This window comes from Pseudomonas sp. SCB32, from assembly GCF_009189165.1.
Lineage (GTDB): Bacteria > Pseudomonadota > Gammaproteobacteria > Pseudomonadales > Pseudomonadaceae > Pseudomonas.
On record NZ_CP045118.1, the window covers coordinates 4,320,276 to 4,344,435 of the forward strand.

The 24,160-nt window shown below is 65.1% G+C and carries 20 protein-coding genes and 3 tRNA genes; 3 read left to right on the forward strand and 20 right to left on the reverse strand.

Translation table 11 applies throughout. From position 1 onward, the window contains the following. The first annotated feature begins 127 nt into the window (after positions 1-127). Together GA645_RS19665 and GA645_RS19670 are read left to right on the forward strand one after the other, a co-directional pair. Positions 128-1,246, forward strand: a complete 1,119-nt coding sequence (locus tag GA645_RS19665; protein ID WP_152224650.1) for a carbon-nitrogen hydrolase family protein — start codon at positions 128-130, stop codon at positions 1,244-1,246. Then, positions 1,243-2,280: an AraC family transcriptional regulator gene (locus GA645_RS19670; RefSeq protein ID WP_152224651.1), complete on the forward strand. Its 1,038-nt coding sequence runs from the start codon at positions 1,243-1,245 to the stop codon at positions 2,278-2,280. The genes GA645_RS19665 and GA645_RS19670 overlap by 4 nt, the downstream gene beginning before the upstream one ends. A gap of 260 nt (positions 2,281-2,540) precedes the next feature. Here GA645_RS19670 and GA645_RS19675 read toward each other — a convergent pair. From GA645_RS19675 to leuC, 20 genes are all read right to left on the reverse strand, one after another. Next, positions 2,541-2,617, reverse strand: a tRNA-Asp gene (locus GA645_RS19675). A 97-nt stretch (positions 2,618-2,714) separates the two neighbouring features. Then, a tRNA-Asp gene (locus GA645_RS19680) sits at positions 2,715-2,791 on the reverse strand. A 16-nt stretch (positions 2,792-2,807) separates the two neighbouring features. Continuing rightward, positions 2,808-2,883, reverse strand: a tRNA-Val gene (locus GA645_RS19685). Between the two features lie 349 nt (positions 2,884-3,232). Beyond that, a complete protein-coding gene (locus GA645_RS19690) occupies positions 3,233-4,000 on the reverse strand; it encodes an SDR family oxidoreductase (protein WP_152224652.1) in 768 nt (255 codons plus the stop codon). Further along, positions 3,997-5,208 (reverse strand): O-succinylhomoserine sulfhydrylase, encoded by a 1,212-nt coding sequence (locus GA645_RS19695; protein WP_152224653.1) that lies wholly within the window; start codon positions 5,206-5,208, stop codon positions 3,997-3,999. The genes GA645_RS19690 and GA645_RS19695 overlap by 4 nt, the downstream gene beginning before the upstream one ends. Positions 5,209-5,240: 32 nt before the next feature. Further along, the gene (purF, locus tag GA645_RS19700; RefSeq protein ID WP_152224654.1) at positions 5,241-6,746 is read right to left on the reverse strand and encodes an amidophosphoribosyltransferase; all 1,506 of its coding nucleotides are present in this window, start codon (positions 6,744-6,746) and stop codon (positions 5,241-5,243) included. A gap of 105 nt (positions 6,747-6,851) precedes the next feature. Then, positions 6,852-7,394: a CvpA family protein gene (locus tag GA645_RS19705; protein ID WP_152224655.1), complete on the reverse strand. Its 543-nt coding sequence runs from the start codon at positions 7,392-7,394 to the stop codon at positions 6,852-6,854. 104 nt (positions 7,395-7,498) lie between these two features. After that, positions 7,499-8,158: an SPOR domain-containing protein gene (locus GA645_RS19710; protein WP_152224656.1), complete on the reverse strand. Its 660-nt coding sequence runs from the start codon at positions 8,156-8,158 to the stop codon at positions 7,499-7,501. Between the two features lie 18 nt (positions 8,159-8,176). Continuing rightward, positions 8,177-9,457 carry a bifunctional tetrahydrofolate synthase/dihydrofolate synthase gene (folC, locus tag GA645_RS19715; protein ID WP_152224657.1) on the reverse strand — a complete coding sequence of 427 codons (1,281 nt, stop codon included), beginning with the start codon at positions 9,455-9,457 and terminating at the stop codon, positions 8,177-8,179. Beyond that, positions 9,454-10,329: an acetyl-CoA carboxylase, carboxyltransferase subunit beta gene (gene accD, locus GA645_RS19720; protein ID WP_152224658.1), complete on the reverse strand. Its 876-nt coding sequence runs from the start codon at positions 10,327-10,329 to the stop codon at positions 9,454-9,456. Before accD ends, folC begins: the two co-directional genes overlap by 4 nt. Before the next feature lie 245 nt (positions 10,330-10,574). Continuing rightward, positions 10,575-11,198: a phosphoribosylanthranilate isomerase gene (locus tag GA645_RS19725; RefSeq protein ID WP_152224659.1), complete on the reverse strand. Its 624-nt coding sequence runs from the start codon at positions 11,196-11,198 to the stop codon at positions 10,575-10,577. A 57-nt stretch (positions 11,199-11,255) separates the two neighbouring features. Continuing rightward, positions 11,256-12,113, reverse strand: a complete 858-nt coding sequence (gene truA / locus GA645_RS19730) for a tRNA pseudouridine(38-40) synthase TruA (RefSeq protein WP_152224660.1) — start codon at positions 12,111-12,113, stop codon at positions 11,256-11,258. A 19-nt stretch (positions 12,114-12,132) separates the two neighbouring features. After that, on the reverse strand, positions 12,133-15,051 hold the full coding sequence (locus tag GA645_RS19735) for a FimV/HubP family polar landmark protein (RefSeq protein WP_152224661.1): 2,919 nt from the start codon (positions 15,049-15,051) through the stop codon (positions 12,133-12,135). 169 nt (positions 15,052-15,220) lie between these two features. After that, positions 15,221-16,228 (reverse strand): aspartate-semialdehyde dehydrogenase, encoded by a 1,008-nt coding sequence (locus GA645_RS19740; protein WP_152224662.1) that lies wholly within the window; start codon positions 16,226-16,228, stop codon positions 15,221-15,223. A 102-nt stretch (positions 16,229-16,330) separates the two neighbouring features. Beyond that, on the reverse strand, positions 16,331-17,527 hold the full coding sequence (locus GA645_RS19745) for a FimV family protein (RefSeq protein WP_152224663.1): 1,197 nt from the start codon (positions 17,525-17,527) through the stop codon (positions 16,331-16,333). A gap of 261 nt (positions 17,528-17,788) precedes the next feature. Then, positions 17,789-18,901 (reverse strand): aspartate-semialdehyde dehydrogenase, encoded by a 1,113-nt coding sequence (gene asd, locus GA645_RS19750; RefSeq protein WP_152224664.1) that lies wholly within the window; start codon positions 18,899-18,901, stop codon positions 17,789-17,791. Positions 18,902-18,979: 78 nt separating this feature from the next. After that, on the reverse strand, positions 18,980-20,062 hold the full coding sequence (leuB, locus tag GA645_RS19755) for a 3-isopropylmalate dehydrogenase (protein ID WP_152224665.1): 1,083 nt from the start codon (positions 20,060-20,062) through the stop codon (positions 18,980-18,982). 71 nt (positions 20,063-20,133) lie between these two features. Then, positions 20,134-20,898, reverse strand: a complete 765-nt coding sequence (locus GA645_RS19760; RefSeq protein WP_152224666.1) for a class I SAM-dependent methyltransferase — start codon at positions 20,896-20,898, stop codon at positions 20,134-20,136. Between the two features lie 32 nt (positions 20,899-20,930). Continuing rightward, positions 20,931-21,575 carry a 3-isopropylmalate dehydratase small subunit gene (gene leuD / locus GA645_RS19765; protein WP_152224667.1) on the reverse strand — a complete coding sequence of 215 codons (645 nt, stop codon included), beginning with the start codon at positions 21,573-21,575 and terminating at the stop codon, positions 20,931-20,933. Positions 21,576-21,586: 11 nt separating this feature from the next. Beyond that, entirely contained in the window at positions 21,587-23,014 is a 1,428-nt protein-coding gene (gene leuC, locus GA645_RS19770) for a 3-isopropylmalate dehydratase large subunit (RefSeq protein WP_152224668.1), read from the reverse strand. A gap of 167 nt (positions 23,015-23,181) precedes the next feature. Here leuC and GA645_RS19775 point away from each other — a divergent pair, with 167 nt between their 5' ends. Continuing rightward, positions 23,182-24,075, forward strand: a complete 894-nt coding sequence (locus tag GA645_RS19775; protein ID WP_152224669.1) for a LysR family transcriptional regulator — start codon at positions 23,182-23,184, stop codon at positions 24,073-24,075. Positions 24,076-24,160 lie beyond the last annotated feature (85 nt).

A 24,160-nucleotide genomic window follows, 5' to 3' on the forward strand; every position in this document is an offset into this window, starting at 1 on the left:
CTAAGGAGCCACCCCGCCCCACTCAATGATCAAAAGTAACAACTTACTGATCGAAGATGACACGGCGACTTGGCAACGAACGACCTAACCCCTACCCTGTGGAGCATCTACCGAGTACTCGTTCCCCATGCGCAAGCTGATCTTCCTCATCCTGGTTATCCTGTTTGCCGGCTATGCCGGCTGGGCGGAGCGTCGCCCGGTGGGCCACTACCTCTCCGACCTGCGCAGCCAGGTCGCGCTCAACCAGGGCGAACCCTCCGAGCGCGGCAACCTGCTGGGTGTACAACCGGAGCTCTTCACCCAGGACTACCAGAGCGTCGAGCGACTACGCCTGAAATTCCACGCCTACCTGGCCAAGGCCCGCGACGAAGGGCTGATCAATGCCCGCACCGTGGTGGTCTTCCCCGAACACATCGGCACCTGGCTGGTAGCCGCTGGCGAGAAGCCCGAGGTCTACCAGACCGAACACCTGGCCGAAGCCATGGAGTGGATGGTCGCCAGCAACCCGCTGAAAGTGGCACGCGGCTGGCTCGGCGCCAAGAGTGAGGACCGCATGGCCGACGCCCTGTTCCGCATGAAGGCGGTGGACATGGCCCACGACTATCAAATGCTCTTCGGCGGTCTGGCCAGGGAGTTCGGCGTGACCATAGTCGCCGGCTCCATCGTGCTGCCCAATCCGCAGATCGTCGAGGGCCAGATCCGCACCGGCAATGGCCGCCTCTACAACGTCAGCCAGGTCTTTGGCAGCAACGGCCTGCCGCTGGGCGAGCCGCAGCGCAAGCTGTTCCCCATCGACGAGGAGAAAGGCTTCACCCGCGGCAGCGATGCCAACGATCTTCAGGTCCTGCAGACCCCGGCTGGACGTCTGGGCGTACTGATCTGCGCCGACAGCTGGTATCCCGCCGGCTACACCGCGCTGGCGGCGAACAAGCCTGACTTCATCGCGGTGCCGGCGTTCCTCACGGGCAATGGCAACTGGAGCAAGCCGTGGAAGGGCTACAACGGCGCCCCCACACCCACCGATGTCACCCTCAAGCCCGGCCAACTGACCGAGGGCGAAGCCTGGGAGCGCCTGGCGCTGGCCGGACGCATTAGCGAAAGCGGCGCCCATGCCGGCATCACCGTGTTCCTCCGCGGCCACCTCTGGGACCTGGGCAGCGACGGCCGCAGCCTGGTGGTCAGCGGCGACAGCCATACCCTGGCGCCCGAAGGCCCCGGCGCGCGCCTGATCAATCTCTGGCTATGACCCGCCCAACCATGCGTCTGGGCGACCTGTCGGTGGGCTTCGTACACAGCCTCGCCGACGCCCTGGCGGAAAGCGGCGTCGCCCCGCAGCCGCTGCTGGAGCAATACGGCCTGGATAACGCGCGCCTCGGTGAACCCGGCGCACGCCTGTCGATCCCCCGCTACATGCGCCTGGGCCACGCCGCCATCCAGCAGAGCGGCGACCCCGCCCTGGGCCTGCGCATGGGCCAGTTGAGCCGACCGGGCCAGAGCGGCCTTGCCGGTGTCACCGCCGCGCAGGCACCCAACCTGCGCGCCGCAGCCCGCGCGCTGATCCGCTTCGAGCCGCTCTACGCGCAGAACTATCGAGGCCAGAGCAGCTTCATCGAGGACGCCAGCGGTGCCTGGCTGCGCTTTTACTCCATCAGCCCGTACAACGCCTACAACCGCTTCGTGGTGGACTCGGTGCTGGCTGGCTGGGTGAGCATGCTCGGCAGCATCGGCGCGCAACCGTTGCGACCGGAGAAGATCGAGATCGAGTATCCGGCGCCCACCTGGGCGTCGCGCTTCGAGGAAATGCTGGGCTGCCCGGTGGAGTTCGGCGCGGAGCACAACCAATTGCGCCTGGATCAGGCAGCGCTTGCGCGCAGCAACCCGGACCACTGTCCGAGCACCTGGCGGCAATTGCTGGAAATCTGCGAGAAGGAACTTGAGCAGTTGACCCGCACCCGCAGCCTGCGCGAACGCGTCGCCCAGCTGCTGGGCCCGATGCTCAACGGTCGCGAACCGGACCTGGAGGAAGTCGCCGCACGCCTGAAACTGCCGACCTGGACATTGCGCCGCAAACTGGCCGAAGAAGGCACGCAGTTCCGCAGCATCCTCAACGACACCCGCCGCGACCTGGCGATGATCTACATCCGCGACACGGACCTCGCCTTCGGCGAAATCGCTTACCTGCTCGGCTTCGCCTCGGCCGAGGCATTCCAGCGCGCTTTCAAGCGCTGGAGCGGGCAGACCCCGGGCGAATTCCGCCGCGCCCAGCGCCACAGCGCCTGATCACATCTCCGTGGCGTCATCGGCGCACTCCGGCGCATCGTCCTGCTCAGCGTGCAGTTCCAGCAGTTCTTCCTTATAGTCGTCCATTGGCTGTCTCCTGACCGTTCGATCCGGTTTTAGTAAAAGGCGCAGGATAAACCTAGAGGCAGGAGGTGACCGAGCTGTGACAGGACCTTACAGAAACGGGAATGGGAGGAAGGGAGTTTTCCGAGGCACAACGAAAAAACCCTCAGGTATTGCTACCTGAGGGTTTTCGAATATGGCGCAGCGGACGGGACTCGAACCCGCGACCCCCGGCGTGACAGGCCGGTATTCTAACCGACTGAACTACCGCTGCGTGTCGGTTGGACTTGCGTCCGGTAAAGCAACCTCCTTGTGCCTGGAGCTATTCGCTCTACAAGCTGGTTCGGGGTAGGAACCAAGGAGGGGGAAAATGGCGCAGCGGACGGGACTCGAACCCGCGACCCCCGGCGTGACAGGCCGGTATTCTAACCGACTGAACTACCGCTGCGCGTAACTTGCGAGAGTGGTGGGTGATGACGGGATCGAACCGCCGACCCTCTGCTTGTAAGGCAGATGCTCTCCCAGCTGAGCTAATCACCCTTCGTCTCGAAGTGGGGCGCATTCTACAGTCGGCAGATCCTAAGTCAATGCCCTGATTGAAATTTTTTTCATTTTCCTCGAAAAAAGTTCGGCGCGCTGTCAGCGACCTCAGGTTCACGAGCTAGATCGCTTCAGGGAGACTCTGTTTTCGCAGGAGCGGATCTTGCCCGCGAAACTCTCCTTGCAGCGAAGCATGGTGCCAACCTGTAGGAGCGGGCCATGCGCGCGATCGCGGGCATGGCCCGCTCCTACAACTGAGCTTCGGCGCTCGCGAGCTGCCAAACGCCCGAAGCGGCCGGAAAAGAAAAAGGGCGGCCCTCAGGCCGCCCTCCTCTTCCACACCCGACACTCAGTCGAGGTAGATCATCTTGCACGCCATGCCACCGTCGATCACCAGCTCTTGGCCAGTGACGAAGCCGGCGCTTTCGCCGATCAGCCAGGAGACCGCCGCTGCGACATCCTCCACCGTCCCGACCCGGCCGACCAGGTGCTGGTCATGGTCCAGTTCAGTGAGCGGCTCGGCTTCGCGGGCACGCAGGTCGCGGGCATCGATCCAGCCGGGGGAAATGGCGTTGACGCGAATGTCCGGCCCCAGGCTGCTGGCCAGGGCATGGGTCAGCGACAACAGCCCACCCTTGCTCGCGGCGTAGGCTTCGGAGTTCGGCTCGGACTGGTGGGCCCGGGTCGACGCGATGTTGACGATGCAGCCGTTGTGCGCACGCAGGTACGGAGCCGAGTGCTTGGCCAGCAGCATCGGGCCGGTGAGGTTCACTGCCAGGGAGCGGTTCCACTCGTTCAGGCCCAGGCCTTCCAGTGGCGTATTGTGCGGACGGGAGATGGCAGCGTTGCTCACCACCGCATCGAGGCGACCGTACTGGCCGATCACCTCGGCGACCGCCGCTGCCACCTGCGCCTCGTTGGCCACGTCCAGCGCCACGAAGCCGGCTCGCTCGCCCAACGCCTGGGCCACTTTCGGCCCGCGCTCGCGATCGATGTCCGCCAGCACCACCTGCCAGCCCTCGGCGATCAGCCAGGCGCTGACGCCCAGGCCGATGCCGCGCGCCGCACCCGTCACCAGGGCGACGCGGCCGTTACCGAAGATATCAGTCGCGCTCACAGGGCAGCCAGACCCCGCGCCAGGTCGGCCGTGATGTCGGCGACATCCTCCAGGCCCACGGCAACGCGGATCAGGTTGTCACGGATACCGGCGTTCTCGCGCTCCTGCGGCGACAGGCGCCCGTGGGAGGTGGTCGCCGGGTGCGCGATGGTGGTCTTGGTGTCACCCAGGTTGGTGGTGATGGAGATCATCCGGGTGGCATCGATGCAGCGCCAGGCTGCTGCCTTGTCGCCCTTCACCTCGAAGCTCACCACCGCGCCGAAGCCCTTCTGCTGACGCTTGGCCAGCTCGTGCTGCGGATGGCTCGGCAGGCCCGCGTAGTACACGCGCTCCACGCCCGGCTGCTGCTCCAGCCACTCGGCGACCTGCTGGGCCGAGGCACTGTGGGCCTGCATGCGCACGCGCAGAGTTTCCAGACCCTTGATGAAGATCCAGGCGTTGAACGGGCTCAGGGTCGGGCCGGCGGTACGCAGGAAGCCGACAACGGGCTCCATCTGCGCGCGGCGACCGGCGACAACGCCGCCCATGGTACGACCCTGGCCGTCGATGTACTTGGTCGCCGAGTGGATCACCACATCCGCGCCCAGCTTCAGCGGCTGCTGCAGCGCCGGGGTGCAGAAGCAGTTGTCCACCGCCAGCAGCGCGCCCTTGGCGTGGGCGATATCGGCCAGCGCAGCGATATCCACCAACTCGGCCAGCGGGTTGGACGGCGACTCGACGAAGAACAGCTTGGTGTTCGGCTTGCAGGCCGCTTCCCAGGCCTTCAGGTCACTCAGCGGCGGGTAGTCCACCTGGATGCCGAAGCGCTTGAAGTACTTCTCGAACAGGCTGATGGTCGAGCCGAACACGCTGCGGGAGACCAGCACGTGGTCGCCGGCACTGCACAGGCTCATCACCAGGGAAAGGATCGCCGACATGCCGGTGGAGGTGGCCACCGCCTGCTCGGCGCCTTCCAGCGCGGCGATGCGCTCCTCGAAGGTACGCACCGTGGGGTTGGTGTAGCGCGAGTAGACGTTGCCCGGCACTTCACCGGCGAAACGCGCGGCCGCATCGGCGGCGCTACGGAACACGTAGCTGGAGGTGGTGAACAGGCCTTCGCCGTGTTCAGCCTCCGGGGTGCGACGCTGGCCGGCGCGCACCGCGAGGGTATCGAAACCGACGCCCTCCAGATCGCTGTCCAGCCGACCGGCTTCCCAATCCTGAGCCATGCCCTGCTCTCCCCTATTCGTTTCTGAATCAGTCAGTCGTTGTACAGATCGATGATGGCGCTTACCGCGGCACCCTTGGTCTTGGTCGCGTCGTTGCGCGCCTGCTCGATCTTGTTCAGATAGGCTTCGTCGACGTCACCGGTGACGTATTCACCGTTGAACACGGCGCAGTCGAAGTGCTCGATCTTGATCTTGCCGCCCTCGGTGGATTCGATCAGGTCCTGCAGGTCCTGATACACCAGCCAGTCGGCGCCGATCAGCTCGCAGACCTCTTCGGTGCTGCGGTTGTGGGCGATCAGCTCGTGGGCGCTCGGCATGTCGATGCCATAGACGTTGGGGTAACGCACGGCTGGGGCGGCGGAGCAGAAGTAGACGTTCTTCGCGCCGGCCTCACGGGCCATCTGGATGATCTGCTTGCAGGTGGTGCCACGGACGATGGAGTCGTCCACCAGCATCACGTTCTTGCCGCGGAATTCCAGCTCGATGGCATTGAGCTTCTGGCGAACCGACTTCTTGCGCGCGGCCTGGCCGGGCATGATGAAGGTACGGCCGATGTAGCGGTTCTTCACGAAGCCTTCGCGGAACTTCACGCCCAGGCGGTTGGCCAGCTCCAGCGCGGCGGTACGGCTGGTGTCCGGGATCGGGATGACCACGTCGATGTCGTGATCCGGACGCTCGCGCATGATCTTGTCGGCCAGCTTCTCGCCCATGCGCAGGCGCGCCTTGTAGACCGAGATGCCGTCCATGATCGAGTCCGGACGCGCCAGGTAGACGTGCTCGAAGATGCACGGGGCGTACTGCGGGTTGGCCGCGCACTGGCGGGTGAACAGCTTGCCGTCTTCGGTGATGTACACCGCTTCGCCCGGCGCCAGGTCGCGGATCAGGGTGAAGCCGAGAACGTCCAGGGCCACGCTTTCCGAGGCGATCATGTATTCCACGCCGTTCTCGGTGTGGCGCTGGCCGAAGACGATCGGGCGGATCGCATGGGGGTCGCGGAAGCCGACGATGCCGTAGCCGGTGATCATCGCCACCACGGCGTAGCCACCGACGCAGCGGGCATGCACGCCAGCCACAGCGGCGAAGACGTCTTCCTCGGTGGGCTGCAGCTTGTTGCGCACCGCCAGCTCATGGGCGAACACGTTGAGCAACACTTCCGAGTCGGAGTTGGTGTTCACGTGGCGCAGGTCGGATTCGTAGATTTCCTTGGCCAGCTGCTCGACGTTGGTCAGGTTGCCGTTGTGCGCCAGGGTGATGCCGTAAGGCGAGTTCACGTAGAACGGCTGCGCCTCGGCAGAGCTGGAGCTGCCCGCGGTCGGGTAGCGCACGTGGCCAATACCGATCTTGCCGACCAGGCGCTGCATGTGACGCTGCTGGAAGACGTCACGGACCAGGCCGTTGTCCTTGCGCAGGTACAGGCGGTCATCCTGACAGGTGACGATCCCCGCAGCGTCCTGGCCACGATGCTGGAGAACGGTGAGCGCGTCATAGAGCGCCTGATTGACGTTCGACTTGCCCACGATACCGACGATGCCACACATGCGACGCAACCCCTAGTTGGTTTCAGGCTAAAACAATCCGTTACTCGGCAGTATCCACCGGACCTGCCGTTGCGGCGACGGCTTCCCGTCGCCTCCACCCGCCCGTCACTGGGCCGGCAGCAAAGTACCCACTCCGGACGGCGGAGCAATGGTAACGCCGGACATCCAGTGCCCGGCAAAAGTCAGAATGGTGTTCTTCGACCAGTCGGCGACGATCAGGAAGTGTGGCAGCAGCACCGATTGCTGCCACCACGGGTCCTGTTGCACCGGAGCAAGGCTCAGCAGGCCGACCAGCAGCACCACCAGCAGCACGCCACGAGCGCCACCGAAAACCATGCCGAGCACGCGGTCGGTGCCGGACATGCCGGTCACCCGCACCAGCTCGCTGATGAGGAAATTGACGAGTGCGCCCAGCAGCAGCGTGATGACGAAAAGAATGGCGCAAGCGGCGATGACGCGCCCCGAGGGCAGCTGAATGTAGGGTGCGAGATGCTCGGCCAGCGCGCCGCCGAACATCCAGGCGACCGCACCGGCTACGATCCAGGTGACCAGCGACAGGGCTTCCTTGACGAAGCCACGACTCAAGCTGATCAGGCTGGAAATGACGATGATGCCGATCATCGTCCAATCGACCCAGGTAAATGCCACGTTGCGGCCCAGAAACGGAAAGGCCCCGCATTTTAGCAGAGGCCTTCGATTTAGCGGAGCCCCAGTTTGACTTGGGGCTGATTGAGTCAGGCTAACGAAGCGGCTCAGCCGCGCTCAGGCTGGAAGCGCACGACGAAACCGTTGAGCTTTTGCTGCTTGCCCAGCTGGTCGCGCAGGCGATCGGCCTCGGCGCGCTCCACCACCGGACCTACGAACACACGGTTCATGCCGTCGAAGCTGCGCACATAGGCGTTGTAACCCTGGCTGCGCAGCTGCTTCTGCAGCTCGTCAGCACGAGCACGGTTGGACAGGCTGGCCAACTGCACCGACCAGCTGACCGGCAGGTTGCTGGCATCCAGGCGTTGGGCTGGAGCCGGGACTGGAGCCGACGCGGGCGCTTTCGGCGCAGTGCTGGCCTGGGTCTGTACCGGCTGAGGCGCCGGGGCGGCAGGCTTGGGCGCTGGAGCTGCCGACTGGGCCGGAGCCGTTGGTACGGGGATAGACGGCGCAGGAGTCGACGGCGCAGCAGTGACAGCTGGCTGTTCCGCGGCCTCCGCGTCTTCCGCCTGAGGCTCAGGCACCTCGGTGGGCTGTACCTCGACGCTGGGCATGGCCGGCGGCTTGGGCATTACCGGCGCCTCGACCACGACCTGACGCATCTCGTCCTCGCGGGTAAACAGCATCGGCAGGAAGATGATGGCCAGCGCCAGCAATACCAGCGCACCGACAACCCGCTGCTTGAGCCCCTTATCGAGCAAGGCCATGAATCACTCCCCTTTTCCTTATCGAGCAGCCCTGACGAGCCACTCCAGGGCATCCGCCACGCTGTAGAACGAACCGAACACCAGAATTTCGTCATCCGCCGAAGCCGCATTGCATTGCGCTTCGAGCGCCGCGGCGATGTCCGCGTGACGACTGACGCTTGCGCCACGGGCACGCAGCGCAGCTTCCAGCTCTTCTGCCGGCCGACTGCGACCAGTGGGCAGCGGCGCGACGGCCCAATCCTGCACCAAGCCGAGCACGGGTTCCAGTACGCCGTCCAGATCCTTGTCCGCCAGCAGGCCGAACACGGCACGACGCAGGCCCTTTGGCGGCGCCGCACGCAGGCGACCGGCCAGGTACTGCGCGGCATGCGGATTGTGCCCCACATCCAGCAGCAGATGGCGCTCTTCACCCTGCCAGTGCACCGTGCGACGATCCAGGCGCCCGGTGACGTGGGTGCGCTGCAAGGCGGCGACCAGTTGCTCCGGCTGCCATGGCATGTCCATCAGCGCATAGACCTGCAAGGCCAGCGCCGCGTTCTCCATCGGCAGATCGAGTTGCGGCAGGTTATGCAGCGCCAAAGCCTCCCCGGCGGCGTTGCGACCGCGCCAATGCCAGTCGCCCTCACCCAGCGCCAGGTCGAAATCGCGACCGCGCAAGACCAGCGGCGATCCGAGCTTGCGCGCCTGCTCCATGATCGGCGCTGGCGGCTCCAGGTCGCCACACACGGCAGGCTTGCCGGCGCGGAAGATACCAGCCTTCTCGAAGGCCACGCTTTCGCGGGTGTCGCCCAGCCAGTCGGCGTGATCGATACCGATGCTGGTGACCACGGCGACATCGGAGCCGACCAGGTTCACCGCATCCAGGCGGCCGCCGAGACCGACTTCCAGCACCACGGCATCGAGGCCGGCGCGCTCGAACAGCCAGAAGGCCGCGAGGGTGCCCATTTCGAAGTAGGTCAGGGAGATTTCGCCACGCGCCGCCTCGACGGCGGCGAAGGCCTCACAGAGCGCTTCATCGCTGGCTTCGACACTTTCGATGAGCACGCGCTCGTTGTAGCGCAGCAGGTGCGGCGAGCTGTACACGCCGACCCGCAGGCCCTGCTCGCCGAGCAGGGCGGCGAGGAAGGCGCAGGTGGAACCCTTGCCGTTGGTGCCGGTGACGGTCACCACGCGGGGCGCGGGACGCCCCAGCCCAAGCCGGCCGGCTACCTCACGGGAGCGGTCCAGCCCCATGTCGATTGCCGTGGGGTGGAGTTGTTCGAGATAGCTGAGCCAGTCGGCAAGGGTACGTTGGGTCATCCTGCGAGGGCGGCACTTGGAGTGTGGGTGAACTTGGCCAGCAGCTTGGCCAGCCGCTCGCGCATTTCGGAGCGGTGAATGATCATGTCGATGGCGCCGTGCTCCAGCAGGAACTCACTGCGCTGGAAGCCTTCAGGCAGCTTCTCGCGCACGGTCTGCTCGATCACGCGCGGGCCGGCGAAGCCGATCAGGGCGCGCGGCTCGCCGACGATCACATCGCCAAGCATCGCCAGACTGGCGGACACGCCGCCATAGACCGGGTCGGTCAGCACGGAAATGAACGGAATACCCTCTTCGCGCAGACGGGCCAGCGCGGCGGAGGTCTTGGCCATCTGCATCAGGGAGATCAGGGCTTCCTGCATGCGCGCACCGCCCGAGGCGGAGAAGCAAATCATCGGGCAACGGTTTTCCAGCGCGTAGTTGGCGGCACGCACGAAGCGCTCGCCGACGATGGAGCCCATGGAGCCGCCCATGAAGGAGAACTCGAAGGCACTGGCCACTACCGGCATGCCCATCAGCTTGCCACTCATGGAGATCAGCGCGTCCTTCTCGCCAGTGTCTTTCTGCGCGGCGGTCAGGCGGTCCTTGTACTTCTTGCTGTCGCGGAACTTCAGACGATCCACCGGCTCCAGCTCGGCGCCGAGTTCTGCGCGGCCGTCGGCATCAAGGAAGATGTCCAGGCGGGCACGGGCGCCGATGCGCATGTGGTGATCGCACTTCGGGCAGACGTCCAGGGTCTTTTCCAGCTCGGGACGGTACAGCACCGCTTCGCAGGACGGGCACTTGTGCCACAGGCCTTCCGGAACCGAGCTCTTCTTCGCCTCGGAACGCATGATGGAAGGGATCAGCTTGTCTACCAGCCAGTTGCTCATGCTCTCGTCTCCAGTGCAGGGGCACGGCCTGAAGCCACGCGCGTGTCCCTGAGCAAATTCATCGTCGCGGTTCCGGCCTCAAGACCCGAACCCCTCGCAAACACAGGCGCCGCCGGAAGCGTCGCCATGAATACACCACTCGATACGGGGCGCCAGCGGCTTGCACCGACGACTCCCAGCGCTGCCAGGCAGCGATTGGGTAGTGGACGGCGGCAGCTCGCTCGTCGTCACATGAAGATTCCGCATCACGCCACCGACCGGCATTGAGCGATGAAGTCGCGGATCTTCTGCGCGTCCTTGATGCCCTTGCTGGCTTCCACACCGCCACTGACATCCACCGCGTAGGGACGCACCTGAACGATGGCATCAGCCACGTTCTCGGGCGTCAGCCCACCCGCCAGGATCAGCGGTCGATCCACGCTTTTCGGCACCAGTGACCAGTCGAACGCCTGGCCGGTTCCGCCGGGCACGCCTTCCACGTAGGTATCCAGCAGGAAACCGCTGGCCTGCGGGTACTTCGCGATCTGCGCCGCCACATCGTCACCCGGCTTCACGCGCAGGGCCTTAAGATAGCGTTTGTGCCAGCCGGAGCAGGCTTCAGGCGTCTCGTCACCATGGAACTGCAGGACGTCCAGCGGCACCGCATCGAGGATCTCCCCCAACTCGCAACGACTGGCATCGACGAACAGGCCGACGGTGCTGACGAAGGGCGGCAACGCAGCAATGATCGCCCGCGCCTGCTGGATGCTGACTGCGCGCGGGCTCTTGGCGTAGAACACCAGCCCGATCGCGTCGGCGCCGGCCTCGGCGGCGGCGAGGGCATCCTCGACACGGGTAATACCGCAGATTTTGATGCGAACGGCGGACAAGATGCAGTAACCTTCAGGCAAGTGATCGATCGATGGTAGCAAATGCCCCTGGCATCGTCAGCCAAGGATATCGGGCAAACTTGAAAGGAAATGTGGCCCCAGGTAGCGCTCGGGCAACTCGAACTCCTCCGGGTACTCCACGCGCACCAGATAGAGCCCGTACGGGTGCGCGGTGACGCCACCGGCCCGCCGGTCGCGCGCCGCCAGCACTTCTGCAGCCCACTCCAGCGGACGCTCCCCGGCGCCGATGGTCATCAGCACGCCCGCGAAGTTGCGCACCATATGGTGCAGGAATGCGTTGGCGCGGATATCCAGGACGATGAAGCGGCCATGCTCGATCACCTCCAGGTGATGCACGGTCTTTACCGGCGATTTGGCCTGGCACTGCACGGCACGGAACGAGGTGAAGTCATGGGTGCCGACCAACGCCTTCGCCGCTTCGCGCATGCGCGAAACGTCCAGCGGACGGTGGTTCCAGGTGACCTCCTCGGACTGGTGCGCCGGGCGGATCTGGTCGTTGTAGATCACATAGCGGTAACGCCGCGCCATGGCGGTGAAGCGCGCATGGAAATGCGCGGGCATCACCTTCGCCCAGGTCACGCTGATGTCGGCCGGCAGGTTGGCATTGCTGCCCATGATCCAGGCTTTCAGCGGGCGCTCGACAGTCGTGTCGAAGTGCACGACCTGGCCGCTGGCATGCACTGCGGCATCGGTGCGCCCGGCACAGAGGACGGACACGGGCCCGTCGGCCACTTTCGACAGGGCTTTTTCCAGCGCGGCCTGCACCGAAGGCACGCCGTCTTCCTGGCGTTGCCAACCGCGATAACGCGCACCTTTGTATTCGACGCCCAGGGCAATCCTGGAAACGCCAGCGGCAGCCACTTCGGCTGCCGCTTGGGGTATAGCTTCACTCATCTATCTGGAGCCTTCCGGCTCAGGCGATTCGCCCGAGCAGTTCGCGCGCTTCCTGCTGCTGGTTGTCGTTACCCTCGGTGAGCACTTCGTCGAGGATGTCGCGGGCGCCTTCGGTGTCGCCCATGTCGATGTAGGCACGCGCCAGATCGAGCTTGGTGGCGGCCTCGTCGGCACCGGAGAGGAAGTCGAAATCATCATCCTCATCGGCGCTGTCGGCTGGCAGCTCAAGATCATTCGCCGCGAATGCGGCCTCCGGCGCAGGCTCCGACGCCTTGGGCTCGTCGACGTCACCTGCCAGACGATCCAGCTCGGCACTCACTTCGTCGAGCTGAGCGGAGAATGCGTCATCGGCCTTCACCGGCTCGGATTCCTCGCCAGGCAGAGACAGGTCGAAATCATCCGGCAGATCGGCCAGCGACTGCTTCACGCCAGTGTCCTTGTCGAGGGAGAACTCCTCCGCGCTGACACCGGACAGAGACGTCACGTCATCATCCAGCCCCAGCAGGAAGTCTTCCTCAGCGGACGACGGGGCGTCCTTTTCCAAATCGAGAGCAAAGTCGGCCAGGTTATCGGACAGCGAAACATCCGCAGGCTTGGCAGCCGGTTCTTCGCCCAGGTCGAGATCGAAGGCGAAGTCATCTTCCGGCTTGACCGGCTCGGTAGCGGGCGCGTCGAACGCCAGGTCATCATCCAGGTCGAAATCGCCCAGCGACAGTTCGTCGTCCTTGCTCTCGACCGGCGCCGCAGGCTTGTCGTCCTCCAGCTCGAGGTCATCCAGCGCCAGGTCGAAGGCATCATCGAGATCACCCACCAGCGGGGCAGACTCGGCGGCAGGTTCCGGCTGGGCCGGCGAATCCCCATGCAGGTCATCGAGGCTGAAGCTGCCAAACTCTTCGGCAGCCACTGCGGTTGCGACACCTGCAGCACCCACTGCCGCCAGCGCAACCATGCCCGGATAACGGGACTTCAGCTGCTCCACGTGGCCTTCGGCGCCGCCCATCTCGCGCAATTCGTTTTCCTGACGGGCGAAACCTTCGCGATCACCGATCTCGGCATACACCTCCATCAGCTTGAGGCGCAGGTCGGCGCGGTGCGGTTCGTCGTAGATGGCACCCTGCAGGAGCTCGGCAGCCTGGTTGAAGCGGCCGTAGGCAATGTAGATGTCCGCTTCGCTCAGGGCATCGGTGGTCTGCGGTGCGACGCGCTCGGGAGCCGACGCCGCCGGAGCGGCCACTTCGGCGGCATGCGGCACGTCGAGGGAATCCAGATCAGAGTCGCCCAGATCCAGTGCGCCACCCAGGCTGGGCTCGTGCGCATCGGACTCGGCATCCCGTTGCTCGCGCTCCTTGGCGGCCGCGGCTTTGCGGCGAGCCACCATCAGCACTACCAGCAGCGCCAGCAGGGCGCTACCGGCGATGGCGCCCAGCCACAGCGGGTTGGCCAGGAGGTCATCGATGAAGCTCGGCTCGCTCTGTTCGACCGGAGCCGGGGCCGGAGCAGGTGCCGGGGCCTTCTGCGCCTCCACGGGCTTGGCCGCCTCGGGAGCCGGAGCAGGCTGTGCCGCAGGAGCAGCCGGAGCAGCAGGTGCGCTGGCTTCGGAAGCGGCAGGTGCTACGGGCGCTGCGGGTTCAGCCGGCTGGGCAGGTGCAGCAGCCTGAGCAGGCTCGGCAGGCTGAGCCGGCTGTACAGGTGCGACGGACTGAGCGGCCTGATCAGGAGCTGCCGACTGAGGCGCAGCGGGAGCGGGAGCAGGAGCAGCATCGGCCACCGGTGCCTGGGCCGCGCCTTGCGGCGCGCTGCCAAGCTGGCTCTGCAACTTCGCCAGTTGGGCATCCTTCAGCTCGATGAGCTTCTGCAGCTTGTCCATCTGGCTTTTCAGGTCGCCCATGCGACTCTGCAGTTCGTCATTCTCGCGGCGCGTGGTATCCAGGCTTTCCTGGGTGACGGCCAGCTTGTCGGCAATCGCCTTGCCGTCCTTGCTGCCCTTGTCGCCGCCCTTGACCTTGCCGTTCTCGCCGGAGACCAGGTGCAGGCTGTCCTTGTCCTCGGCTGTCGACGGAGCTGCACCGGCATTGGCGCGCGGCGTGGCATCCAACTGACGGGTGCCGCTGGCCGGCAGGCTGCGGCCTTCGCGCCAGGCGGCGTATTGCTGATTGACCTGGGTGGCGGCATCGGGCTGCGTGCGGGCCTTGATCTGCTCCGCATCGGGCAGGCGCAGCACCTGGCCACTCTTCAGGCGATTGATGTTCCCGCCAAGAAAAGCATCGGGATTGAGGTCCTGGATCGCCAGCATGGTCTGCTGGACCGAAACGCTGCCGTTCGGACGTGCGCGCGCTGCGATTTCCCACAGGGTGTCTTTGCGGCCGGTCCGGTATTCGTTGCCTTCCAGGCGACGCGAAGTCGGTGCCGCTGCCGCAGCGGGGCGCGGGGACGGCGCAGCAGCGGGACGCGGCGCGACCGGTGCGGGCTGGCGGGCGATCGGCGCCGGCGCGGCCATGGGCGCACGAGGTGCGGCAGCCGCGGCGGTCTGCGGGGAATACAGCGGCGGGTCGAGCAGCACGGTGTATTCGCGCAGCACCCGGCCGTTGGGCCAGAGCACTTCTACCAGGAAGTTCAGGTAGGGCTCCTGGACCGGACGATCCGAGGTCACGCGAATGACGCTCTTGCCGTTCGGCTTGATGATCGGGGTGAACTTGAGGCCGGTGAGGAAGTACTGGCGGTCAACGCCCGCCTTGTTGAAGTCTTCCGGCGACGCCAGCTTGGGAATCACCTCGCCCTGGGCAAGATCACGAACTTCGACCAGGTCGATCTCGGCATCCAGCGGCTGGTTCAGAGCCGAACGCAGGTGGATGTCTCCCAACCCCAGTGCATGCGCCATGCCCGTGGTCAATGCCGAAGCAGCCGCGATTGCCTGCACCAGTTTACGAAGCCGGATCATAATTTAATCCCTTGTTTTAATAGCTTTTTCTGGATTAGAACGAGGTCTATTCAGGTTGCCGCTGCCCATGATGTCCGCCGTTTTCACGGCTGGACCTCCCCCTGTCAGCGTCAATCCCAGCCAGTATTGCCAAGCTAGAATACTTCTTCAAATATTCGGTAAGTATCTTTTACAGATAGTGTTTTATCAACAATTCGCCCAAGTTCACAGCATTTAGGGCTGCGCCTTTTCGCACATTATCTGACGCAATCCACAAATTCAGTTTGTGCGAATCTGTCAGACCAAGACGTAGGCGACCGACGTAAACACTATCCTGCCCCTGTGCATCACCGATGACAGTCGGGTAATCGTCTTCGACCAACTCGATACCAGGCGCGTTATCCAGGGCCGCCTCCACCGCATCCAGCGAAACCGGCGCGACCGTGGCGATCGACAGCATCAGCGTGTCGCCGAAGAAAACCGGCGCCATGGCGCAGGTGACATCCAGCGTACCCGCCAGCTCAGGAAACAGCGCAGACAGCTCCGCGGCCATGCGCCGCTCCAGGGCGGAATGCCCCTGCTCATCCACGGCGCCGACCTGGGCCAGCATGTTGAATGCGTATTGCCGATCAACCAGCTTCGGCTCCAGTGGACGGGCATTGAGCAATTCAGCGGTCTGGCGCGCCAGCTCCTGAACCCCCTCGCGCCCCAGCACCGAGGCGGAGAGGCAGGCGGTGACGCTCAACTGGCGAACTTGGAGCACGTCTCGCAGCGCCGCGAGCACTTCGGCGACTTCCGCGGCCGGCGCACAGGGCGCGGCGATCCGTACCGGCAGGCTGAGCTGCTCCAGCGCCTCGCCATTGGCAGCAGGCAGCATGACAGCGGACTGTTCGGCCAGCGCCGCGCCGCTCAGGTCGATCACGCTGCACCCTGCCGAGAGGGCCTGGCTTGCGCACTCGCGAGCGGCGTCCGCGGTGGTGGAAAGGAAGGCCAGACGGACCTTGGCGAAGTCGAAGTCGGCCAGCTTGCCGACGCGCAGGTTGCGCCCACGGTACGCCACCGACTTCCCGGCGGATTCGCCCGTGGCGAGCAGATACAGGGTGCCTACGGGAAAGTCCCGTTCCTCCAGCAGCTCGACCAGCGCCTCGCCCACAAGTCCGGTGGCGCCTACTACGGCGATATCGATGGTTTCAGGCATCCAGTGTCTCGCGATATTCAGGGAGGAAAACTGCGCAGCACTTTACTTGCCCCCCAACGGCGAGGCAATCGAGTGCCCCGCCGCCTATCGCCGCAGCACGGACTAAGGGTGTGCGGCGTTTTCCGTGGCCTGGGCGCTAACCACGACCTCACCCTGGACCGGCGCAGGGGCCACGCCAGGTGCTGTCGGCTGATCGGCGCCCACGGCAGCCCCGGCGGGCTTGGCAGCGCGATCCTGTTCCGCCAGCCGGGCGATCAGGCTGGCAATCTGCGCATCCTTCAGCTCGACCAGTTTGTTCAGCTTCTCCATCTGGCTTTGCAGATCGGCGACCCGGCTGCGCATTTCATCACCCTCACGACGGGCGCTGTCGAGCCCCTCCTGAAGGACCGCGAGCTGCTCGGCGCCGGCCTTGTCCTTCTTGCTGGCAGCATGCCCGGACAGCAGGCGCAGGCTGTCGCGCGCCTCGACACTGACCGGCGCCGCTCCCGCCTCGGCCCTTTTCGTCGCATCCAGCTGACGACCTTGCGGCAGCGCGGCCTGGCGGCGCGCACGCCACTCGCCGTTCTGCGTCTCGATGTGCGCCACAGCCTGTGCATGGCTCTGCGCCCGCACCTGCTGTTCATCGGGCAGGCGCAGCACCTGCCCGACCTTCAAACGATTGGCGTTGCCATCGACGAAGGCATCGGGGTTCAACTGCTGGATTGCCAGCATGGTCTGCATCACTGACACGCTGGAGGACGGGCGATTGCGCGAGGCGATATCCCACAGGGCATCGTTGCGATGGATTCGGTAGCTGTCTGCCGATTCACGCGTAACCGCTGCGGCCGACGACGCCGTTACCGGCGACGGTGCAACCTGGCGTGCCGGCGCGAGCACCGGACGGGTCGCGATGGCCGCCGGCGGCGTCACCGGCGTGGCGACATAGCTCGGCGGATCGAGCAGCAGCGTGAATTCACGCACCACGCGCCCCTGCGGCCAAACCACCTGCAGGACGAAATTGACGTAGGGTTCCTGGATCGGACGCTGCGAAGTGACGTGGATGACGCCACGGCCATTCTTGCCGATGTCAGAGCTGAAGCGCAGGCCGGTCACCAGCTGGCTGCGGTCGACACCCAGGCGGTCGAAATCCTGCTGGGACGCGAGACTGACCACCACCTCCTCCGCATTCAGGTCGCCCACTCCGCGAAGATCGATGTTCGCCGACAAGGTCTGCCCAAGGGCCGCGCGCGATGAAATCTCCCCCAGCTCCAGCGCATTGGCGGCGCCTGGAAGGAAGGCCGAGGCAATGGCCGCCGCCAACAAGAATCCGTGAACCCGAGACATCCTCTCCCCCGCAGCAAGTATCCGATTGGCCGGCGCGAAAAGGCGCGCCGAAACCTGGGCTGCGAGGATAGCGACTGGTTCCTGGCTGCTTTTACGGGTCCGTCACAGAACACCGCGAAATCAACGGAGAACCCCGCCAGGACCGCGGACTTCGAACGGTTTTGTGCAGGAGATCACTAGTCACGGAAAGCACGACGCCGGCACAAGGCCGGCGTCGCGGGGATCACAGGGAGCGAATCAACGCTCGAGCAGGATGCGCAGCATACGGCGCAGCGGCTCGGCGGCGCCCCACAGCAGCTGGTCGCCCACGGTGAAGGCGCCCAGGTACTGCGAGCCCATGTTGAGCTTGCGCAGGCGGCCGACCGGAACGCTCAGGGTACCGGTGACGGCGGCCGGGGTCAGCTCGCGCATGCTGATGTCGCGCTGGTTGGGAACCAGCTTGACCCAGGGATTGTGCTGGCTGATCAGGCCTTCGATATCGGCCATCGGCACATCCTTGTTCAGCTTGATGGTCAGCGCCTGGCTGTGGCAGCGCATGGCGCCGATGCGCACGCAGATGCCGTCCACCGGGATCGGGCTCTTGAAGCGGCCGAGGATCTTGTTGGTTTCCGCCTGGCCTTTCCACTCTTCGCGGCTCTGGCCGTTGGGCAGTTCCTTGTCGATCCATGGGATCAGGCTGCCCGCCAGCGGCGCGCCGAAGTTCTCGGTGGGCATCGCGTCGCTGCGGATGGCCTCGGCGACCTTGCGGTCGATGTCGAGGATGGCGCTGGACGGATTGGCCAGGTCATCGGCGACGGAAGCGTTGATGGCGCCCATCTGCTTGATCAGCTCGCGCATGTTCTGCGCGCCGGCGCCGGAGGCCGCCTGGTAGGTCATGGCGCTCATCCACTCGACCAGGCCGGCTTCGAACAGGCCGCCCAGGGCCATCAGCATCAGGCTGACGGTGCAGTTGCCGCCGATGTAGTTCTTGGTGCCAGCGTCCAGCGAGTTGTCGATGACTTTGCGGTTCACCGGGTCGAGGACGATCACCGCGTCATCCTGCATGCGCAGGCTGGAAGCGGCGTCGATCCAGTAGCCTTGCCAGCCGGCTTCGCGCAGCTTGGGGAAGACTTCGTTGGTGTAGTCGCCGCCCTGGCAGGTCAGGATGACGTCGAGGGTTTTCAGTTCCTCGATGCTGTAGGCGTCTTTCAGGGGGGCAATGTCCTTGCCAATGGACGGACCTTCGCCACCCACGTTGGAGGTGGTGAAGAACACCGGCTCGATCAGGTCGAAGTCCCGCTCTTCCAGCATCCGCTGCATGAGCACCGAACCGACCATGCCACGCCAACCGATCAGACCTACACGCTTCATCGCTACTACACCTTCAAATATTTAGAGGGCCGTCGCTCCCGCTTTCCTATGGGGCCGGGAGCGAGCGAACCGGAGAGATTACAGATTCCGCAGAGCCGCGACTACCGCATCGCCCATTTCGCGGGTACCGACCTTGGTGCAGCCTTCCAACCAGATGTCGCCGGTGCGCAGACCCTGGTCCAGCACCAGGCTGACCGCCTTCTCGATGGCGTCGGCGGCGGCGCCTTCGTTGAAGGTGTAACGCAGCATCATCGAGACCGAGAGGATGGTCGCCAGCGGGTTGGCGATGCCCTTGCCGGCGATGTCCGGCGCGGAACCGTGGCACGGCTCGTACATGCCCTTGTTGTTCGAATCCAGCGACGCAGAAGGCAGCATGCCGATGGAGCCGGTCAGCATGGAAGCCTCATCCGACAGGATGTCGCCGAACATGTTGTCGGTGACCATCACGTCGAACTGCTTGGGCGCGCGGACCAGTTGCATGGCGGCGTTGTCGACGTACATGTGCGACAGCTCGACGTCCGGGTAGTCCTTGGCCACTTCCTCGACCACTTCACGCCACAGCTGGCTGGAGGCCAGGACGTTGGCCTTGTCCACCGAGCACAGCTTCTTGCCGCGCACTCGGGCCATGTCGAAGCCGACGCGGGCAATGCGGCGGATTTCGCTTTCGCTGTACGGCAGGGTGTCGTAGGCCTGGCGCTCGCCGTTCTCCAGCACGCGCTGCTCGCGGGGCGAGCCGAAGTAGATGCCACCGGTCAGTTCGCGGACGATGAGGATATCCAGGCCGGCGACCACTTCCGGCTTCAGGCTGGAAGCGCCAGCCAGTTGCGGATAGAGGATGGCCGGACGCAGGTTGCCGAACAGGCCCAGCTGCGAGCGGAGCTTCAGCAGGCCGCGCTCCGGACGGATGTCACGCTCGATCTTGTCCCACTTCGGGCCACCCACGGCGCCCAGCAGGATGGCGTCGGAGTTGCGCGCGCGCTCCAGGGTCTCGTCGGCCAGCGGTACGCCGTACTTGTCGATGGCGGCGCCACCCAGATCGTCCTGGGTCAGCTCGAAGCCCAGCTGGAACTTGTCGCTGGCCAGCTCCAGGACCTTGATCGCTTCGGCCATGATCTCCGGGCCGATACCGTCGCCGGGAAGAACCAGAATCTGTTTGCTCATCGTTTATATCCTTTGGCAAATAACGTATCGCCCCGGATGGTTCGTTCCACCCGGGGCGCTCAAGAAAGTGTTCAGCGCTCCGCCCAGAGCATCAGCACGTCAGTGCTGAAGGAGCCCTCGGCGTCGATCTCGAAGTATTCGCGCACCTCGTCACCCACCGAAAGCTGCAGGGCGCGAATGGCCTGGCGCATCACCTCGGGCGTACGCATGCGCTCGACCCAGGAGGTGAACTCCAGGCGCAGACGCTGGCGCTTGGCGGCGGTGACCGCAAGCCCCGCCTCACCGAGCAGGCGCGCCCACTCGGACGGCGAATAATCGCGCACGTGACTGGTGTCGCGCAGCACTTCCACCGCTTGCAGGTGGGTATCGAGCAGCGGCAGGCCGGGCGCCGCCACGTCGATGAAACAGGCCACGCCGCGCGGCTTCAGCACCCGGCGCACTTCACGCAGGGCCTGGCCGACGTCGCGCCAGTGATGCGCGGAGTAACGACTGAAGGCGAAGTCGAACTCGCCGTCCTCGAACGGCAGCTGCTCGGCAGCGCCACAACGGGTGGAGATGTTGCCCAGACCACGCTCGATGGCGGCCGAGGCCACCACGTCGAGCATCTGCTGGGACAGGTCGTAGGCCACCACCTCACCGGCCAGCGGCGCGACGTTGAAGCTCACGTGCCCTGCCCCGCACCCCAGGTCCAGCACACGGGCACCGGTAGTCGCCGACAGTCGCTCACACAGCTGGGCGAATTCCTCGCCCTGGGCGTGCACGGTACTGGTCAGGTAAGCGTTGGCCTGTGCGCCGAACTGGCGCTGGACCACGTGCTCGTGGCGACTCTCGGTCATGCTGCTCTCCTTACAGAGTGATGCGACGCCGGTCAGGCGTCGCGGAACAACCAGGGCTGGCTCTTCTTGTAGCCGGTTTCGAAACTGCGGATGGCGTCGGCGTCCTGCAGGGTCAGGCCGATGTCGTCCAGGCCGTTGAGCAGGCAGTGCTTGCGGAACGCGTCCACTTCGAAGCTGTACTGCTTGCCGTCCGGACGGGTCACGGTCTGCGCGGCGAGGTCGACGGTCAGTTGGTAACCCTCGGTGGCTTCGCACTGGGCGAACAGCTCGTCCACTTCTTCATCCTTCAGAATGATCGGCAGCAGGCCGTTCTTGAAGCTGTTGTTGAAGAAGATGTCGGCGAAGCTCGGCGCGATCACGGTGCGGAAGCCGTACTCGTCCAGCGCCCACGGCGCGTGCTCGCGGGAGGAGCCGCAACCGAAGTTCTCACGGGCCAGCAACACGCTGGCACCCTGGAAGCGCGGGAAGTTGAGGACGAAGTCCTTGTTCACCGGACGCTTGGAGTTGTCCTGGTTCGGCTGGCCCACGTCGAGGTAGCGCCACTCGTCGAACAGATTCGGGCCGAAGCCGGTGCGCTTGATCGACTTGAGGAATTGCTTGGGGATGATCTGGTCGGTGTCGACGTTGGCGCGGTCGAGCGGCGCAACGAGACCGGTGTGCTGGGTAAAGGCTTTCATGTTCGGTCTCCTCAGGCCTGCATCAATTCACGTACGTCGATGAAACGACCGGTCACCGCGGCTGCGGCGGCCATTGCCGGGCTCACCAGGTGGGTACGACCACCGGCGCCCTGGCGGCCTTCGAAGTTGCGGTTGGAAGTGGAAGCGCAATGCTCGCCACTTTCCAGGCGGTCCGGGTTCATCGCCAGGCACATGGAGCAGCCCGGTTCACGCCACTCGAAGCCGGCTTCGATGAAGATCTTGTCCAGGCCTTCCTGTTCGGCCTGGGCTTTCACCAGACCAGAGCCCGGGACAACCAGCGCCTGCTTGACGGTGGTAGCGACCTTGCGGCCCTTGGCCACGGCAGCGGCGGCGCGCAGGTCTTCGATGCGCGAGTTGGTGCAGGAGCCGATGAACACGCGGTCCAGCTGGATATCGGTAATCGCCTGGTTGGCGCTCAGGCCCATGTACTTGAGGGCGCGGACGATGGAGTCGCGCTTGACCGCATCGGCCTCGGCGGCCGGGTCCGGCACGTTCTGGTCGACGGCCAGGACCATCTCCGGGGAAGTCCCCCAGCTGACCTGCGGCTTGATGTCCTCGGCACGCAACTCGACGACGGTGTCGAAGTGCGCATCGGCGTCGGAAACCAGGTCGCTCCAGGCTTCCACGGCCTTGTCCCAGTCACCGCCTTGCGGCGAGAACGGACGGCCCTTCACGTATTCGACGGTCTTCTCGTCGCACGCCACCATGCCGACGCGGGCGCCCGCTTCGATGGACATGTTACAGATGGTCATGCGGCCTTCCATGGACAGGTCGCGAATGGCGCTGCCGGCGAACTCCAGCGCGTGGCCGTTGCCACCTGCGGTGCCGATCTTGCCGATCACGGCGAGGACGATGTCCTTGGCGGTCACGCCGAAGGCCAGCTTGCCTTCCACGCGAACCTGCATGTTCTTCATCTTCTTGGCGACCAGGCACTGCGTGGCGAGCACGTGCTCCACCTCAGAGGTGCCGATGCCGTGGGCCAGCGCGCCAAAGGCGCCGTGGGTCGAGGTGTGCGAGTCGCCGCAGACCACGGTCATACCCGGCAGGGTGGCGCCCTGCTCCGGACCGACCACGTGGACGATGCCCTGGCGCACGTCGTTCATCTTGAATTCGAGGATGCCGAAGTCATCGCAGTTCTCGTCCAGGGTCTGGACCTGGATGCGCGACACTTCGTCGGCGATGGCCGCAAGGCCGCCCTTGCGCTCGGCCTGGGTGGTCGGCACGTTGTGGTCCGGGGTCGCGATGTTCGCGTCGATGCGCCACGGCTTGCGGCCGGCCAGGCGCAGGCCCTCGAAGGCCTGCGGCGAGGTCACTTCGTGGAGGATGTGGCGGTCGATGTAGATGAGCGACGAACCATCGTCACGGCGCTTCACCTCGTGCATTTCCCAGAGTTTGTCGTAGAGCGTCTTGCCGGCCATCAGAGAATCCTCATCAGCGTATTTCTATGCCCCTCGGGCTTGTGGGGATGATCCTATGGAAAGGCACCGAATAACTCAAATTCATATTTTTTATTCAAAGGATTCCCAGAAGGAATACGGGTACGTTATAAGAGTCGGGCGCCGTTTCCAGCCCCCAGGGAGTCGCCATGGATCTGACCAGCCTCAACACCTTCCTCGCCATCGCCGAGTCCGGCAGCTTCTCCGAAGCCGGTGAGCGCCTGCACCTGACCCAGCCGGCGGTGAGCAAGCGCATTGCCGCCCTGGAAAGCCAGCTGGGCGTACGCCTGTTCGACCGCGTCGGCCGCGAGGTGACTCTGACCGAATCCGGCCGCGCCCTGTTGCCGCGCGCCTACCAGATCCTCAGCGTACTGGACGACACCCGCCGCGCCCTGACCAACCTCAATGGTGAGGTGAGCGGCCGGCTGGTCCTGGCCACCAGTCACCACATCGGCCTGCACCGTTTGCCGCCACTGTTGCGCGCCTTCACCAAGGCCCACCCGCAGGTGGCGCTGGACATCCAATTCTGCGACTCGGAAGTGGCCTACGAAGAGATCCTGCACGGCCGCGCCGAGCTGGCCGTGATCACCCTCGCCCCGGAAACCGCAGAACCCGTGCGCGCCGTGCCGGTGTGGGACGACCCGCTGGACTTCGTCGCCGCCCCCGAGCACCCGCTGTCAGTGCAAGGCCCGGTGTTCCTTGCCGACGTGGCGCGACACCCGGCGGTATTCCCCGGCGGCAACACCTTCACCCACCACATCGTGCGGCGCATGTTCGAGGCCGAGGGCCTGACGCCGAACATCGGCATGAGCACCAACTATATGGAGACCATCAAGATGATGGTTTCCATCGGCCTGGCCTGGAGCGTGCTGCCACGCACCATGCTCGACGACAGCGTCGTCCGCCTGCCGTTGCAGGACATCCAGCTCAGCCGCCAGCTGGGCTACATCCTGCATACCGAGCGCACGCTATCCAACGCCGCGCGCGCCTTCATGCGCCTGCTCGACGCCCAGGCGGCCGGGCTTGCGCCTGTCGCGGCCTAACCTCTATTGTTCTGGCAGAACTAGAAGAACAAGGGGCCCGAATGCCCGTCCGCACGCCATTTCGCGACCGCCTTGTGCGTGGTCG

Excerpts from the sequence above, each read along its gene's own strand:
- folC (WP_152224657.1), bottom strand. The coding sequence starts at position 9,457 with ATGACCCAACGTACCCTTGCCGACTGGCTCAGCTATCTCGAACAACTC.
- GA645_RS19695 (WP_152224653.1), bottom strand. The coding sequence starts at position 5,208 with ATGGCTCAGGATTGGGAAGCCGGTCGGCTGGACAGCGATCTGGAGGGC.
- leuC (WP_152224668.1), bottom strand. The coding sequence starts at position 23,014 with ATGGCCGGCAAGACGCTCTACGACAAACTCTGGGAAATGCACGAGGTG.
- accD (WP_152224658.1), bottom strand. The coding sequence starts at position 10,329 with ATGAGCAACTGGCTGGTAGACAAGCTGATCCCTTCCATCATGCGTTCC.
- GA645_RS19775 (WP_152224669.1), top strand. The coding sequence starts at position 23,182 with ATGGATCTGACCAGCCTCAACACCTTCCTCGCCATCGCCGAGTCCGGC.
- GA645_RS19740 (WP_152224662.1), bottom strand. The coding sequence starts at position 16,228 with ATGCCTGAAACCATCGATATCGCCGTAGTAGGCGCCACCGGACTTGTG.
- GA645_RS19665 (WP_152224650.1), top strand. The coding sequence starts at position 128 with ATGCGCAAGCTGATCTTCCTCATCCTGGTTATCCTGTTTGCCGGCTAT.
- purF (WP_152224654.1), bottom strand. The coding sequence starts at position 6,746 with ATGTGTGGCATCGTCGGTATCGTGGGCAAGTCGAACGTCAATCAGGCG.
- GA645_RS19670 (WP_152224651.1), top strand. The coding sequence starts at position 1,243 with ATGACCCGCCCAACCATGCGTCTGGGCGACCTGTCGGTGGGCTTCGTA.
- leuB (WP_152224665.1), bottom strand. The coding sequence starts at position 20,062 with ATGAGCAAACAGATTCTGGTTCTTCCCGGCGACGGTATCGGCCCGGAG.
- GA645_RS19710 (WP_152224656.1), bottom strand. The coding sequence starts at position 8,158 with ATGGCCTTGCTCGATAAGGGGCTCAAGCAGCGGGTTGTCGGTGCGCTG.
- leuD (WP_152224667.1), bottom strand. The coding sequence starts at position 21,575 with ATGAAAGCCTTTACCCAGCACACCGGTCTCGTTGCGCCGCTCGACCGC.
- asd (WP_152224664.1), bottom strand. The coding sequence starts at position 18,901 with ATGAAGCGTGTAGGTCTGATCGGTTGGCGTGGCATGGTCGGTTCGGTG.
- GA645_RS19735 (WP_152224661.1), bottom strand. The coding sequence starts at position 15,051 with ATGATCCGGCTTCGTAAACTGGTGCAGGCAATCGCGGCTGCTTCGGCA.
- truA (WP_152224660.1), bottom strand. The coding sequence starts at position 12,113 with ATGAGTGAAGCTATACCCCAAGCGGCAGCCGAAGTGGCTGCCGCTGGC.
- GA645_RS19760 (WP_152224666.1), bottom strand. The coding sequence starts at position 20,898 with ATGACCGAGAGTCGCCACGAGCACGTGGTCCAGCGCCAGTTCGGCGCA.